Below are 17,245 nucleotides of genomic sequence, written 5' to 3'. Positions count from 1 at the left end.
AAAAATCAATCAAACAGATAATATAATGTTAATAAAACCCGATACTATATTATCACGACCCGGTTTAAATGTTTCAAAAGCGTATATATAATGTTATCTATCCTTTTCAAACTTATGTTTATACAGAGAAGGAGTGACTCCATACATCTCTGTGAAGTACTTTGAAAAATAGCGTGGATTATTAAATCCTACCTGATAAGCTATTTCACTCACACCTTGCTGACTTTGCCTTAACAACTGTTCTGCATGCTGTAATCTGATGGTACGAATAAACTCTGAAGGGGTTGTACCAGTTACTGACAGTAATCGTTTATATAACTGCACGCGTGACATATTTAGGTCAGCACTTAACGTCTCTACACTTATATCGGTATTATCAAGGTTATCCTCAACATACTTTGTAGCATCGTTAACCATTTGCTGATCGACAGAAGTAATCTCCAGCTGCTTTATTTTAGGTTTGATAAGTTTCTGTCTTGGTCCCTTATGCCATTTAATCAAATTCTGTATTTTAAGATTCAACAAGTCCATATTAAACGGTTTGGTGATATAATCATCAGCACCATTTTCTAAACCTTCTATCTTATGTTCCTGCGCCATTCTAGCAGTAAGGATAACAAATGGAATTCCACTAGTATTTATGTCAGACTTCAGTTCTCGGCAAAGTTGATTACCATCCATTTCTGGCATCATTACATCCGATAAAATTATGTCTGGTTTCTTTTCTGCCACGAGTTTAAGTGCCTCTATACCATTATGAGCCACTCTGACATTATAATCAGCCGATAAAACCTCCGTCATAAATGACAAGAAATCATCAGAATCATCGACGACAAGAACATCAGATTTAGCAAGATTCGCATATACAGGTATTGCAGGAATATCCTTTTTGTTGACATTCTTTTCATCATGATTCAAAACCAATCTAACTTCTTCGTTGCTTTTTTCAGAAAGTTCTTCTGTCCTAACAGCCGTCTGCGTAGAATCATAATGTATTGGAAGATAAATAACAAAGACAGCACCCCCACCAGGATTGTCTGAAACAGACACAGTACCGCCATGCATATCAACAAATGTCTTAACAAGACTCAAACCAATACCACTACCACCATAGGTTTGTCCTTTCTCAGAATGAACCTGATAGAAACGGTCAAAGACATGCTTCTTCTCTTCATCGTTAATACCATCACCCGTGTCACTGACCTTGATTTCAAGCATATTTTCTTTCCTGCCTTCAAAATCTTTATTATACATAACACGCATTGAAACATCAATACGTCCTCCAGCCGGCGTGAACTTATAAGCATTAGACAGAAGATTATTTATAATCTTTCCTATCTTGTCATCATCAAAAGACATGAATAGATAACCAACAGAAGAATAGAATGTAAGCGTAATATCCTTACTTACTAGTTTGTTAAAAGTATTACAAATGTTTTTAACGAATTCCACGATATCACCTGTTAGTAAATTCAGTTGTTGCTGGTTTTCATCCATCTTGCGGAAATCCAATATCTGATTTACCATATTAAGCAGCCTTGTGGCATTTCGCTGAATAAGTTCCAACATATTCTTATTATCACCGTCGGTTTCATTTTTTATCATGTTATTCAATGGTGAAATAATGAGAGTAATAGGAGTACGCAACTCATGGCTTACATTGGTAAAGAAATTAAGTTTCATCTCATCAAGGTGCTTACTTTGTTTAGCATCTCTCTTTACCTGCTCTATCATGAATTTTTCCTTTTGTCTTCTAAGAAATATAATCTTAGCGTAATACAATAATACGGCTACTAACGCTACATAAAGCATGATAGCCCAGATTGAAAGATAGAAAGGAGGATTTACATGAATATCAAGTGTGCTGACTATATCACTTTGTGTTCCGTCACGGTTTACAACTTTAACCTCAAGTTTATAATCGCCCGAAGAAAGATTGGTAAACGACACTGCTGGTTGTCCGTCAGCGGTAAGCATCCATTTGTCACTGAATCCCTTTAATCGATAAAGGAATTTACTCTTTTCTGGTATAGAAACATTGTCTGATGCAAGTAATATTGTAAAGGCATCATCAGAATGATTTAGCGCCAAGGAACCTCCGTCATGCAATGCTCTATGTAAAATTACTCTTCCGTTACTTTCCACTCCTACATCAACCGGTTTGTCATAAAGTACAAAGCCAGCAAACAATGCATGTGACTGCCTAGAACTTCTTTTAGTTTTTTGTGGTGGAATTATGTTTATACCATCCTGCCCGCCAACCACAACGTTACCATTATGACACAGAAAAATAGCACGACTATTAAATTGTCTATTTTGCAAACCATCTATTTCATTATAATTTGTGACAAAATAATTCCATTTATCATCTTCGTTTGTCAATACAATATGAGAAACACCCTTATCCGTAGCCACCCATATTGTATTGGCTAAATCCTCTATTACAGAAGAAGCTACAAAACTCTGTGAACCAGGAAACAAGGATATTTCATTCAGAGAATCGCTCTTTGGCTCATAAGAGGAAAAACCTGAAGCCGACGCATTCCAAACTATTCCACGCGAATCAACTAATATCTGATTGATTGATGAAGTTGAAAATACATGTCCAGAACGTGTCGTGTTGTATTTAGTTATCTTTCGACTTTTTACATTAAACACCGAGAAGCTTTGTGCATTTCCTATTACGACATTACCCTCTCCGTCAAAAGAAATAGATGATATAAAATCAGAAGGCAAACCTGAATTATGGCTATTATAAGTAGTAAACTTACCGGAAAGAGTATTCAAAAACTGCAAACCGCCACCAAGGGTTGCTATAACGATATTGCCATCAGTATCAGTTTCCAAAGCCCAAACATTATCATTAGCAAGAGAATTAGGATTTCCCGTAGCACGATAAGAAGTGAAATGACCATCCTTATAATGAGTCATTCCTCCATTGAATGTTCCAAACCATAATGAGCCATCCTTAGCGATAGTACTGCTTATCACTGCATTAGAGCCTAGTCCTGTTTCTCCACTTCTATAACGATGCGTTGCACCTGTAAAAGGATTATATACGACAAGTCCTTCATTATTTGTTCCACACCAAAGATTACCAGAATTATCTTCCACAATAGTACAGACATCACCTAAATATATAGTAGAAAATTTTGAATCTTCAGCTGAATAAAATGCGACTCCATTCTTATATGTGCCTACCCATAACGCACCATTATTATCAAGAAACAGATTTTGTATTGTATTATCAGGAATGCTCTCAGGATTAGTTTTGTCATATTTATATGACTCACAAGTATGATTACGTATATCCAGCATTAATATTCCGTCATGGTCTGTAGCTATCCATATCCTACCAATATGATCTGTTACAAGATCTTTAACTAAGATATTATTGCAATTAACTCCCTGAATACCAAATTCATTTATTAACTGCGAAACAGAAGCATACCACTTTTTGTATTTAAAGCTCCATACAACAGTGTGTCCTAAATATGAAACCCAAATATTACCATATAAATCAACATAAGTATTATGTGCCATCAAAGCACCTTTATGCAAATTTAAAAGGCTTCTATTCACCCATTCAACCTTACGAGTCTTACCTGACAATTTAGCCAATATACCATTATTGTAAGTGATAATAACACCACCTTTACATGCTGTTATACACGACACCATTCCAGAGGGCAAAACAGACGATCCATTGCCATTCTGTTTGAACAAAAAAGATTTATTTTTGCCAGCCTCATTATAATACACTCCTCGCCCATTGACTGCAACCCACATATTTTTATGTGAATCAATTTCCACCCAGTCAGCAGTTCCACTCATTCCCAAAGCTTGCATAAGTTGATTGGAACTCTGATTGAAATTTTCGGTATCGCTCATATAAACACAAAATCCTACAGCTGTATGGATCCAAAGATTTCCTTTGATATCTTCCTGAATACGGTCTACTGCATTGTTAGGCAATGAAAGATCATCCCCATATTTATAAAAGAAATTTTTGAATCTGAAACCATCAAAACGATCTAATCCAGATTGGGTTCCAAACCAGATATAACCTTTTGAATCCTTAAAAACACAATTGACTTGACTATTTGATAAGCCTTGATGAGTCCCTAAACGATGAAAACTAACATTATTTTGTGCTTTAAGGTTAAAACAGGAGATGCTAGATATAAGTATTACTAAAACAGTTAGTAAGCGTTTCATGTGTATATACTTTAGTTTGCAAAGATATATAGTTTTTTGTTTAGTTCCAAATCAAACTAAGCTTTTCTCATATCAATATTACCTTTTAAGTCACGAAAGTATTTATTTTGCTTTCATCGATTCTGCATAAGAGAATAGCATGGCATTAAACTAATACAATACCAAAAATCAATGTTTTTCTGAACTTTCACGTATTTTCAATATCATTGGTACAATTTCTTTATATATTGTTTGATCACCATTGATATTTCTCATTAGCAGTTCGCAACTTTTATTGCCTTGCACATGAGCCTGATCCATAATAGCACTGAGTTTTGGAGTAACAAAAGCTGCCGAGTCACCATCCGTAAACCCTATAATTGCGACATCGTCTGGAATTGAAAGTCCACATTCCTTTATTGCATCAAAAGCAGCATAAGTTACAATGTCATTAAAAGCAAGTATAGCATCAGGGCGGTTTTCACTCTGCAAAAGTTTTATTGTAGCTTGTCTAGCTACATCAAAATCAATTTTATCACATATCACTAAATCTCTTTCTATCGGCAATCCTTTTTCACGAAGCGCCTCAAGATACCCATGTTTACGTCTGCGCACCATATCGAGATGATTAGGTCCACCAACAAAAGCTATTCTCTTCGAGCCTGTTTCTATGAGATGACAAGTTGCAATCTGAGCAGCCTCATCACCGTTGCCTACAACCTGAGAGAATTTTTCAGGAAGACATGTACGTGCAAAGAATACAACAGGTATTCCCATTTCATACAATTGTTCAAAATGTGTATAGTCTATAGTGTCTTGTGCTAGACATGCAATTATACCTTCAACATGCATTGAAATGAAATTATCAATTGCTCTCTTCTCCATTTCACAACTTTCATGACTATTTGCACTGATTACAGAATATCCCGCTCTTGTTGCAAAGTCTTCAATTCCATCAAGCACAGCTGCATAATAATGAGTAACCAGATTAGGCACAATAACCCCAATAACTCTTGGAGCCTCTTTTCGTAAACTCTGCGCAAAAGGATTTGGGCGATAATTTAATTTCTTAGCTAAATCCTTTACTTTCTGTTTCATATCGTCTCCTACCTCGTGGCTATTCCTCAATGCACGAGATACCGTTGCAATACTAACGCCAAGTTCGTCCGCAAGATCCTTTAAAGAAGTTCTACGCTGTTTCATTATTATATTTGAAGGTTATTTCTATTTTATTATTTCTGCCAAATGCAAAAGTACAAATTTAATGCAGATGCGCAAACGTTTACGTTATTTTTTAGGGCTAATTAATAACAACTAGACAAAAAAAGTATTAAATTTGTATCATAATTTTAATGAGTAATGAATAGTTGATAATAAGTTAGTTAGAAAATGTACGGTTTATAATTGTCGTGAGACAATTTTAAACCTTTTTATTTATATACTATTCTAATTATATTATATATAGTATTCGGCAGAATCTACTAGTCCAGCTCTCAATGCATACTTTGTTGCTTCATGCACATTATTCACCCCTAATTTTCTGAATATATTTTTTCTATGGGTATTAATTGTATGAAAACTAGAGATACGCTTTTCGGCTATTTCTCTTGTAGTCATTCCCAAAGCAATCTCTTTCAGAATTTCAGTTTCAGTCTTCGTGAGGTTTACCTCCTCTTCCAATTTATTTGGAGCAAGCAGCATCTCGGTCATTCGCTGGCAGATAAAGCGATTACCATTAATAGCAAATGTTATCGCTTCATTTATTTCCTGCATACTACTTTCCTTAAGCAATATACTAAATTTTGTTGATGTCGCAATAATAAGTTTTGTGAAATCAAGACTTAGATCTTCACTGAATATAATCCAACGTGTCTTTGTGAAACGCTGATTGATAATTCCCAATTCAGCAGCATCATTGATATCAAACATCGTATAGTCCAAAATCACTACACAATCCTGATCTTCATTCAACGCTACTAAAAGTTCTGCCTTATCTTCTGTATATTTATATTCCACATTATCAATGGAATCAATAATATACATCAGTCCTGCACGTGTAATATCTTGCTTGTCAGCTAACAGAATTCTCATATTTGCTTACATTTTAGTGCAAATGTAAGTAAAATAAACGAAAAATGACAAATATTCAATTGATATTTGTCATTTTTCCTATTGTTAGAATGTCATTCTTAGCATAAACCTTATTCCATCTTTCTGTGCAGTAGGAAGTCCGGTGTAATTGCATCTATGCACATATTCTATATGCATTATCTTAAAGATATTATGTATTCCGGCAACAAGTTCCACGTATGGTCTATTAGGATCCATTACATAACATCCTTCAGGGAAAGCCATCAGTGTATTGTCCATTGCATTCTGTGGCAACATAGGGTTATTCTTATCTGTAAGTTTTCCCCACAGAGTCTTTACACCAATATACTCGCGCCATTTCAATTTCTTAAATAGAGGAATTCTGTTGAATATCTTTCCATTAAGGTCCCAACTCACGTCAAGACTCGCATAACGGTCATTAAGGAATTCCATATTGTTTATCAAATTGAAGGTTTCATCTTCAACAATATAACTCAAGTTGGCAGCCGGCATAATAAGCAAAGGATAAGGAACTTTGTTCCATTGTGCTCCTGCTTTTACATGCATATCAATCTTTCCCCAACTGTTCATCCAAAAGCGCTTATAGATAGCTGCTTCTGTAAAGTTGTAAGTATAGTCGCCCCCAAGCAGTCCCTTGACTCCCATCGTATGGTTTAAAGAGAATACAGGTGCATCTAGATTTATAGGGATACGACGTTGTTTTGTATTGATATATGTACGTCCCGGTGAAAGTTGGAATCCCAAATTAAGTTCAGTCGTTCGTATTTTTCCGTTATGGATATACTTGCCCACCTGACTGTCATCAAGATCTCTTAGATGTTCTACCAGAGTCTGATTAGCATCATTCATACCGCTTAACGGTATAAAGAACAGACGACCAGCGGCCTCATTATCTTCTGTTTTCAAGCCTAAAGTTGTTTTAAAGCCCCATTCAGACTCCCATTCAAAATCAAGTCGCTGAGTATTGTAGAACATCATTTTATCTACCGTAGCCCATTTGAATGCAGTAAACACATTATCCTTATCTGTTTGAACAAACTTGTCTGACGGTGCCATTATATCATACGTTGAAGACAGAGTTATAGTTCTCTTTGGAAATTCTCTCGGCAAATAATCCTTCTTGTTGAAAGAATATGTGACAGTTCCTTCATAATAGTCCTTTTTACTGTCCCAACCACGTGCAAAATATCCAGAGAAGAATAGATTCTTATTCAGATTAGCTGTTGTCTGTGCACTTAAACGTGTACGCAGTCCGTCAATGAAATTTGATGTAATCATTGTGTTTACTGGACCAATATCTACTTTGCTAGGATGATTGAGATCACCAGTTTCTACAAAGTTCTCAGCCAATGCCTTAATACCGAATATGATATACTTAAATCCTTTCTGCTGCTCTATACGGTGTATGAAAGCATCCATGCTACTCTCACCTTTCGTAAGCCCAACTGTACGATATTGATTCCAGAAAGTCTCATCACGCATCATTGCGTTTGACTCACGCTTAATTGCAGCTTTACCCTTAAACAACTGTTTCGGCAAAGGATCAAATGCATAGTCACTGAGTCGTGTCGTTCGTGTTACTAACATTTTAGACAAAAAGCTTGCGACCTTCATTTCAACAATCATGTCATCAACACTCAAAGCCCATTCCCCGTTTGGCAGTTTTGTGTATTCCTGTGTCACATTAAGATTTTCCACAAAATTCACATCGCTGCGCTTTGGTATGGTTAGTTCGCATCTTTTCACATGTAATGACGAATCAGCCAATACATACAGTTCACCACGAAATCCGAAATCCTGCTGGTTGTTTGGTATGAATTGCAGATGATAACATAAGTCGTGATCCACATATACAGTGTCTTCAATATAATATCTATAGAATTCTATGGCATTTTTACCAATAGGACTTGTAAACGGATATTGAAGCAGACGTATTTGGTCATCATACAAGTTGACATCAGTGAACACGTCTTTCAATGTTGTATTTAGGATGTCACCTGTCTCAAACAACTGGTTTATTCCGTTACTTTGCTGACCAATAATAATATCTTTCTCATTCTTCGGATCCTTTCTGTAAATATGTTGTGTAACGGTCTCATCAACAGACAAAGGCAATATCAGCTTATGATTATACGGACTTGTCTCGATCTGGTCTACAAGCCATTGCTTCTTTGCAAAGAATCCACTGTCAATATCAGCTTTTTGGATATCGTTTACCGCCAAAGTTATCTTCTGATATTTATTATACTGATAATAATCATGATTACTCAAGTCGCTTTTATGCTTTGCAGCTATCACACGTTTCATCAACTCTACAGCAGGGTTATCCTTTCTGGTGTATCGTCTTTTCTTTGTTTTAACTACGACTTCCTTTAATGTTTTTGTGTCAGGTTTCAACTTTACATGCAGCACATCATGCTGATCAGCTTTCAGGTTATAAATTTTTGACTGATATCCCACAGCGCTTATAGTTAGTGGCCAGCCATTGTGGTATTCGATAACAAACTTTCCGAATACATCACCGCTGACTGCAATATGTTGTCCTTTATACGAAGCACTTGGATACGATATAGTATCACCGGTTAATGCATCGGTGACAAAGCCTACAATCTGCGCTTTTGCAAATGATGTTATAAGCAAAAGCAGAATAGTTGCATATGTCCTGTATAGTCCTTTCATACTTAATATATTTCCTATTGTAATATTTGGGCAATATCTGTTATTATCCTATCTGGCAATGTTTCATCATATACTTTATCTGTCCATCCTTCACCCTTAAACCAAATAGTTTTACATCCTATCTTGTTGGCTGGTTGAATATCTTTATAAAAACTGTCACCTACTACAGCTACTTCTTCAGGTTGCATACCAAGTTTTTCAACACCCAATTTATAGATACGTGGATCTGGCTTGCGAATTCCCACAACAGCACTTTCTACGATGGCAAGAAACAGATGATCTAACTTAAACTCTTTAAGTACCACACCAACATTTCCGTAGAAATTACTTACAAGTACCATTGGATAATTGGCATTAAGTTTTTCAAGCACATCACGGCTGTGATCGGTAACCTTCTTCACATCTGAATATACATCATCAAGTACAGCCTTGTGCATACGATTTAACTCGTCTTCGTCTGCATCCCAAAAGCCAGCACTGCAGATATATTCCATCTCCAGCCTAAGCTTTGTGTCCAATGTCTTGTAAAAAGTATAGTCTGGCTTTATTATAGGCACATTACCCAAAGTGCGTTCACCATACACGTAAGCTTCACGAAACTGTTCCTCTGTAACAGGTACGTGCTGCCTTTGGTATGAGTGCCACAACACCTTTCCCCAATGGTGTCCCTCTGTATCTAGAGTACCTCCGTAGTCAAATATGTATCCTTTTATCATGTTTATTTCAATTTTTCGGTAAGTGATGCGCACATTTTTTCGTGCTTACTGTGCATGTAAATATACATAAAACTCATTACAACAATCTCAAACATCGGATAAATCCAAGGATGATTTATAAGACATGAAACATAGCATACAATAGCTCTGAGATTGAATGTCAGTAAATTTGTGTATGGCATTAGAGGACGTGAACCAGCAAGGAACTCATTCTTAACTTGTTCTCTCTTTTCTTTATATTCCTCTTTGTCTGCCATTTCATTCCATTGTTTAAAGAACTTTTGGAATTCAGGTGTACGCTTTTCCTGACTATGACAATACTTTGCATAATTTGAATAAAAGATGCGTGCCCAAAATGATCCTTTTGCAGGCAATTCCGCCAACACCTTTTTCTGTCCTTCATAACTATCCAGTTCGCTTCCACTTTTTCCTTTCAAGAAGAACAAATGTATCTGACGGTAATAATCTGATAAAGAACTTTGTGGAGAATGGCACAGAATGCCTGCAACAACTATCACTGCCCAAATCCATAAACCCCATTTCATATCCGTGTTTGGAATGTTATCATTCATCAATCTTAATGCTATAGCCAAATATATGCAGGCAAACCATACGTCGCCAGAAAATCCATCCAGCATTCTTCCTATCAATGTCTTCTTACCTGTAAGTCTTGCCATCTGTCCGTCTGTAGAATCACAGAAATTGGCAAACATAAGAAGCACAACTCCCATTATATTATGTTGAGTATCAGGATAATAGAACATGTATCCAGCAGCAACGCCTAAGAATATAGATAATATAGTGATCGTATTTGGATGCACGTTGAGCTTATTCCAAAACAATGCAAATACCAATCCTATTGGACGTGTAAAATGCACATCCAACCACTCTTCTGTATCATTTGACTTAAAAGATGCCTGTAACAATTCCTTAAAACTACTCATTATTCCTTTTATATTTTTATTATGTTTAAACTATTTTTCTTTGTCGCCAACTTTGCAATAGTATCCGCAGCAATGTCTCTGCAACGAGAAAAACTAGGCCAGTCGTTAAAGTCTATTATATAAAAATCTCCATCTTCGGTTATTATAGCGTCGCCACCATAGACGTCTATGCCTGTAATCTGTGCTACTTTATCTGCCATAGTCTTCAAAAGCTTTTCATCAAAAGCATAATGACATGCATCACCATTAAGTTTTTCATCACCAAACTTAGACTCACCATCGTCACTTGGATAGAAATATTTGAAGAAACCACCTTTAACAGCATAAAATTTCACCAAATCCCCTGGCACATGCGCCTGAACAATCCAGTTTGTTATCCCTCGTATCACAAATTCAGCCTCTTTATTGGCAAGCGTTTCTCTATCCTTACAATAAACCACGTCACTTTTAGACTGAGCTGCCGCGTCACCACGCTTGAGCCAATACCCAGAATTTCCTTTTGATGGAGGAACTGGTATATCATTGTCACGCATTATATTATCTAGCTTTCTACGTCCGCATGTTTCTACGCCATAAGCAGAATTAACGACAATAGCTCCTTCATCTTCCTTGGTTTTCAGCAAAGTCAATGTTTCAGGAAGCCTTGCCATAGACAGATATACGTCAGCTTCATCAAAAACAGACAATTTACCTTCATCTATCATTGATATGTCATACGGCAATCTGTCGCATACAGCTTGCAATATAGCCTTGTCCTTCTCCACTGAGTTTGGAGAGAATCTGTCATCTCGCCTAACTGCTATTATCTTCATAACTTGTAAAGTTCAGAATATTATTTCAAAACTTGTGCATATTGACCCAAGAACTGCTCTGCTTTCACAATATCTTCAGCGTGGTCTATATCCATGACTTTTGAAAAAGAAAAAGCTTTCAGTTTTCTTCCGTCTCTGATAAGTCCACGTTGGAAATTTCTCATTCTACTCTCACCACGTTCCATGCAGTCATTGAGAGTATCGAGTGATTTAGCATTCAATCCGTATATTCCACCTGATATATATTTGCAACCGTTTTCATTCTTATCAAAAAATCCGGTTACGTTTAATTCATTATCTGTGCCTACATAAAGAGGCTTTTCATCATCTATATAATCCGTAACTCCCATCAATCCGTCATAACCTGAATTAATACATTCACGGAAGTCAGATATATACTCTTTAAACTCTTCTGCCTTGAATATTGTATCAACAGTAGTCATCACAAAAGGTTTTTCATCAAGAAGTTTACTTAATTCAAAAAAGCTGTGCATAGAACTGGGTGTTGTCTTCACAATGAAGTTCAAAGGAACTGGTCTACCATTTAGTCCATCTTCCTCCAGTTTCAAGAGATGCTGACTAACCTTTGTCGTAAGGTTATTACATATAATTGTTATCTTTTCAGCATCGTTATCCATGAAAACACGTATTAAACGGTCTATAAGATACTCATTTTGAACTTTTACCAGTGGTTTAGGTTCATTAACGCCTTCTTGTGCCAAGCGTGACCCTTCACCTGCTGCAATAATTGCATAATTCATCTAAATATTTTTTTGTAGCTACTAAAAACGTAGCAAAAGTACACATTATAAGTTAAAACAGAAAACTTTTTTGCACAATTTTGTTTTTTGGCATATAATATTATAGTACACGTTCATATTTTTAAACATCAAAATAGCAATTATAAAATTAAATCATTAGTGTGCCGTTAAAAATGAACCATGATAAAAATGGGTGTCTTATAATATTAACACAACGGTCTACTTAAAATGTTTAGAGCCTAAATTTCTCAATGACGATTTCAATTTTGTACATTTAGGCTGTCTTTCATGCGTTTTTTGTGTTTTTTAGCTACAAAGCTACGGCATCTTTGGGAAAGCCCATAAACACTGGAGAAAATAACACGTAGCAAGGTCAATATAGCTTCAATGAACTACGTTTCAGCTACGGCATCCATTTCTACTTATATAATGTACGTGCCGACACGCGCGCACTTAGGAGTTTTTAAAAATACTAGTGTCGAAGTGTCAACATGATGAATATCAATATGTTATCTGTCATTTTTAATAATATATGGTGACGGTGATATGACGAAGAAACCTCAAATTTCATCATGCGTTTTACGAAGAAATGCATTGTGATTTACTTTGTTTTGGGGAGTGATAAGGGCCTTATCACTCGGTAAAGTAACACGAAATGGAACCTAGTTTGCTTGCAAAATTGCATTAGAAAATTATGCTATTACATTTTTACTTGACACATTTTCGTCACTTGATTATTCTCGAAAAGAAGTCTAATAAGTTGATATTCAATGGATAGACATTTCGACACTAGTATTTTTGAAAAGTCGAAAGTGTGCGTATGCGCGTGTATTATACTGTGTAGCACCAGTAATTGAAACTTTGGCTAACGGTCTAAGCTAAATCTGATTGCATGGACAAAAATTTTGCTGTATCTTTGCAGAGAATTCAGAGGAATTAGGCAGAATATTTAAACAAGCTTGGGAATTCTGTTCTCGTTTACTGAATCTATTTTCACTTCCTCCAGTTCCTCAGATACAGCCAACGGGTCTTTGACAAATTCAATAATAAAATACATTTTCTCCCTAAAAATGGCATAAGTTTACATAGCTTGCGTAGCTAAATCCAGCAAACTACGTTTCATTTACCCAATGTTTATAGGCATTTTCAAAGATGTCGTAGCTTCGTAGCTAAATAACACGAAGAAAACAAGTATCTAAGTGGCTACATATTGATAGCCAACATGCAGCCACTTAGATTTCAGAAAACTTTTTAGTAGATGTGCGAGCACGTACATTAATATATCATGAAGGGAATTCCCTACTAGTTTACATGATAAGACATGTCTGGATTACTATCTATATAATTCAGCAAGTCCTTTTTTATCTCTATTGAATGATTATTTGAACGTAACATCATACTCACATTATGCTCCTGATCAAGAACCTGAATATACAACTGAGTATTGCCAACTGCCTTTTCAACCATTGTAGAAATATCTGTAACCACAGTCTCATCTATCGCATCACTATTGATTGTTATAGTAAACTTCTCAAGACGATTTGCCTTAACGGTCTGCATATACTGAATATCAGAAATGCGGAAATCATAGTAATCACTATCACGATACTTCTGCTGGCACTTAGCTTTGATATACACGATGCAGCCCTCAGTAAGCAATCCTCGCCATTTACCCCAATCCTCACCGAAGAATGCTAGCTCACCACTGCCTTCAAAATCTTCTATCGTGACAAAGCCACATGGTTTACCTGTCTTAGTAAACTTTGATTTAACTCCAGTAACAATACCGCCCAAAGTTATTTCCTCTTTCTTTGCCAACTCTTGCTTATTGTCTAGTTCTGAACAATGAGTGTTGCACATTGTATTTAATATGATACTGAATTCATCTAGCGGATGAGCACTTATATATATTCCAACAAGGTCTCGCTCACGATTCAATTTTTCAATATTACTCCATCCTTCTGCTTCAACAGGCTGTGGGCGCGCTATCTCAACAGCTTGCTCTCCACCAAAGAGTGAATTTTGTGCTTCACGCTGTTCTGTCTGATACAACTGACCATAACGAACTAGCACATCAAGGAATACTTCTCCTTTTGAATTAGCTGCCAAATACTGCTCACGTTGAAATGCAAAACTATCAAAACCACCACTTAATGCAAGAGATTCAAATGCCTTTCTGTTTACATTGCTGTAATCCACACGTTCAGCAAAATCATATATATCTTTGTAAGGTCCATGATCCTCTCGTTCCTTCACGATTGCTAGAGCAGCACCCTCACCCATTCCTTTAATGGCTGATAGACCGAAACGAATTTCACCTTTCTTGTTTACACCAAACTTAGAGTAGCTCTCGTTAACATCTGGTCCAAGAGTGGCTATCTTCATATTCTGACACTCCTCCATCAACTTTGTGATTTCGGTAATCTGACTAAATCGGCGAGTCATCAGCGCAGCCATGTATTCAGCTGGATAATGAGCCTTGATATATGCAGTCTGATAAGCTACCCAAGAATAACATGTTGCATGAGACTTATTGAAAGCGTAAGAAGCAAACTTCTCCCAGTCGGTCCATATCTTTTCCAAAACCTTGGGATTGTGACCATTCTCTTGTCCTTGCTTAATAAACTTAGGTTTCATTGCGTCAACAATAGCCTTCTTCTTTTTACCCATCGCCTTACGCAATGCATCACTTTCACCACGAGTAAAACTAGCCAACTGACGGGAAAGAAGCATCACTTGCTCCTGATATACCGTGATACCGTAAGTATCCTTAAGATACTTCTCCATACATGGAATATCATAAGTAACAAGAGACGGATCATGCTTTCTCTTAATAAAGTCTGGTATATAATCCATTGGTCCTGGACGATACAAAGCATTCATGGCAATAAGATCCTCGAATACTGTAGGATGAAGTTCACGTAGATACTTCTGCATACCAGGAGACTCAAACTGGAATGTTCCGATTGTACGTCCTTCCTGATATAGTTTATAGGTAAGTTCGTCATCAATAGGAATTGTGTCCAGATCGATATCGTCACCAACAGTCTTTTTAATAACCTTGCAAGCTTCCTTCAACTCCGAAAGAGTCTTCAATCCCAAGAAGTCCATCTTGATAAGACCGGTTGACTCTATTACGTGTCCATCATATTGTGTTACGGCCGTTTTCAATCCTGGGAAATCAGGGTCATCAGCTGTAGAAACAGGAACCCAGTCACTTATAGGGTCACGGCATATAATGAAACCACAGGCATGAATACCAGTTCCACGCACCGTACCCTCAAGCATCTTGGCATATTTAATCGTATTACGCTCACGTGTATCAGTAGACACTTCAGCCTCCCTCAATTCTGGGGTACATTTAATGGCGTTCGTAAGATTCATTTTCAAGCCATCTGGCAAACGGTCAGGAATAGCCTTACAAAGCATATTCGACTTCTCCAGTGGTAACTTTTCCACACGTGCGACATCCTTAATAGAGTTCTTTGTCGCCATGCTTGCATAGGTAATGATATGCGCACAATTCTCGTGACCATACTTATCCATAACCCAGCGAAGCACCTTTCCACGACCGTCATCATCAAAGTCGGTATCAATATCAGGAAGGTTCACACGGTCTGGATTCAAGAAACGTTCAAACAGCAAGTCATATTTCAATGGATCTATCTTGGTTATTCCCAAGCAATAAGCTACAACAGATCCGGCTGCTGATCCACGTCCAGGTCCTACCATAACGCCCAATTCTGTACGTGCAGCTTTGATAAAGTCCTGCACAATGAGGAAGTATCCTGGGAAACCCATTGTCTTCATCACATGAAGCTCAAAATTGATATGCTCAACGACATTATCAGGTAAAGGATCACCATAGAGTAACTTAGCACCATCATAAGCCAATTTATCTAGATAGTCAGCTTCAAACTTGATACGATATATTTTATCATATCCGCCCAATCGCTTAATAACCTTTTGTCCTTCTTCTTCTGACAACTGATTCTCTCCGTTCTCGTCAGAAGTAAACTCCTTATAAAGTTGTTCCTCTGTTATCTTATGTCTCCATTCCTCTTCAGTACCAAATTCCTCTGGTATCGGGAAAAATGGCATGATAGGTCCATGCTCAATACTGTATATTTCAACTTTATCAAGAACCTCCAACGTATTAGCCATCGCTTCAGGAACGTCAGAGAATATCTCGTTCATCTCTGCCTTGGTCTTAAACCATTCCTGCTTACTATATCTCATACGGTTAGGATCATCCAGATCCCTACCTGTTGCAAGACAAAGCAAATGGTCATGAGCTTCAGCAGTTTCCTTATCCTCAAAATGGACATCATTGGTACAAATAAGCTTTATACCATATTCTTTAGCAAACTCAATCAAGACTTTATTAGCTTTCTGTTGAAGCGGAAATGCTTCCCTGTTTGCCAGTAAGGAAGGGTCTTTCACCTCATGACGCTGCAACTCCAAATAATAGTCATCACCAAACACTCGATGATACCACTCGCAAGCTTCACGAGCTCCAGCCAAATCACCGTGAAGGACCTTTGCAGGAACCTCACCTGCTATACAAGCAGAACAAACGATAAGATCTTCATGATATTTTTCAAGTTCAAATCTGTCTGTACGTGGACGATAATAATAACCGTCTACCCAAGACCTACTGACTAGTTTTATAAGATTTTTGTAACCATTATAGTTCTTCGCTAATACAATAAGGTGATAACCAGAATTGTCACCATTTTCCTTAACTTTATCTTCCAATCTATGATGGGCAACATACATCTCACAACCAAGAATAGGCTTGAATGGTTCAAGACCTTCTGCCTTGCGTTTCTTGTTAACTCCAGCACAATAATCAGATAGCTCTTTTATGCCGAACATCACACCGTGATCAGTAATCGCCATGCCCTTCATGCCGTCTTTGATAGCCTTGTCTACAAGTTTTGGTATCTTTGACTGTCCGTCAAGGATAGAATAATTGGTATGAACGTGTAAGTGGATGAAGTCTTCCATATAATATTTTTCGT

At 37.0% G+C, this 17,245-nt stretch carries 9 protein-coding genes; all 9 read right to left on the bottom strand.

Features of this window, described 5'->3' with window-relative positions; translation table 11 throughout:
• Positions 1-93 precede the first annotated feature (93 nt).
• On the bottom strand, positions 94-4,218 hold the full coding sequence (locus tag B045_RS0101685; RefSeq protein ID WP_018462533.1) for a hybrid sensor histidine kinase/response regulator transcription factor: 4,125 nt from the start codon (positions 4,216-4,218) through the stop codon (positions 94-96).
• 168 nt (positions 4,219-4,386) lie between these two features.
• Positions 4,387-5,400 carry a LacI family DNA-binding transcriptional regulator gene (locus B045_RS0101680; protein WP_018462532.1) on the bottom strand — a complete coding sequence of 338 codons (1,014 nt, stop codon included), beginning with the start codon at positions 5,398-5,400 and terminating at the stop codon, positions 4,387-4,389.
• A 252-nt stretch (positions 5,401-5,652) separates the two neighbouring features.
• The gene (locus tag B045_RS0101675; protein WP_018462531.1) at positions 5,653-6,288 is read right to left on the bottom strand and encodes a response regulator transcription factor; all 636 of its coding nucleotides are present in this window, start codon (positions 6,286-6,288) and stop codon (positions 5,653-5,655) included.
• Between the two features lie 84 nt (positions 6,289-6,372).
• Positions 6,373-8,988, bottom strand: a complete 2,616-nt coding sequence (locus tag B045_RS0101670; RefSeq protein WP_018462530.1) for a DUF5686 family protein — start codon at positions 8,986-8,988, stop codon at positions 6,373-6,375.
• 14 nt (positions 8,989-9,002) lie between these two features.
• Positions 9,003-9,704, bottom strand: coding sequence for an HAD family hydrolase (locus B045_RS0101665; RefSeq protein ID WP_018462529.1), 702 nt, complete (start codon positions 9,702-9,704; stop codon positions 9,003-9,005).
• Positions 9,705-9,706: 2 nt separating this feature from the next.
• On the bottom strand, positions 9,707-10,648 hold the full coding sequence (locus tag B045_RS0101660) for a CDP-alcohol phosphatidyltransferase family protein (protein ID WP_018462528.1): 942 nt from the start codon (positions 10,646-10,648) through the stop codon (positions 9,707-9,709).
• A gap of 8 nt (positions 10,649-10,656) precedes the next feature.
• Positions 10,657-11,460: an ATP-grasp domain-containing protein gene (locus tag B045_RS0101655; RefSeq protein ID WP_018462527.1), complete on the bottom strand. Its 804-nt coding sequence runs from the start codon at positions 11,458-11,460 to the stop codon at positions 10,657-10,659.
• A gap of 20 nt (positions 11,461-11,480) precedes the next feature.
• Positions 11,481-12,221: a sugar phosphate nucleotidyltransferase gene (locus tag B045_RS0101650; protein ID WP_018462526.1), complete on the bottom strand. Its 741-nt coding sequence runs from the start codon at positions 12,219-12,221 to the stop codon at positions 11,481-11,483.
• A 1,302-nt stretch (positions 12,222-13,523) separates the two neighbouring features.
• Positions 13,524-17,231, bottom strand: a complete 3,708-nt coding sequence (gene dnaE, locus B045_RS0101645) for a DNA polymerase III subunit alpha (RefSeq protein WP_018462525.1) — start codon at positions 17,229-17,231, stop codon at positions 13,524-13,526.
• Positions 17,232-17,245 lie beyond the last annotated feature (14 nt).

This window comes from Segatella paludivivens DSM 17968 = JCM 13650 (genome assembly GCF_000373185.1).
GTDB lineage: Bacteria > Bacteroidota > Bacteroidia > Bacteroidales > Bacteroidaceae > Prevotella > Prevotella paludivivens.
Note: the sequence above shows the minus strand (reverse complement) of the source record. Positions and strands in the feature narration are given on the sequence as shown.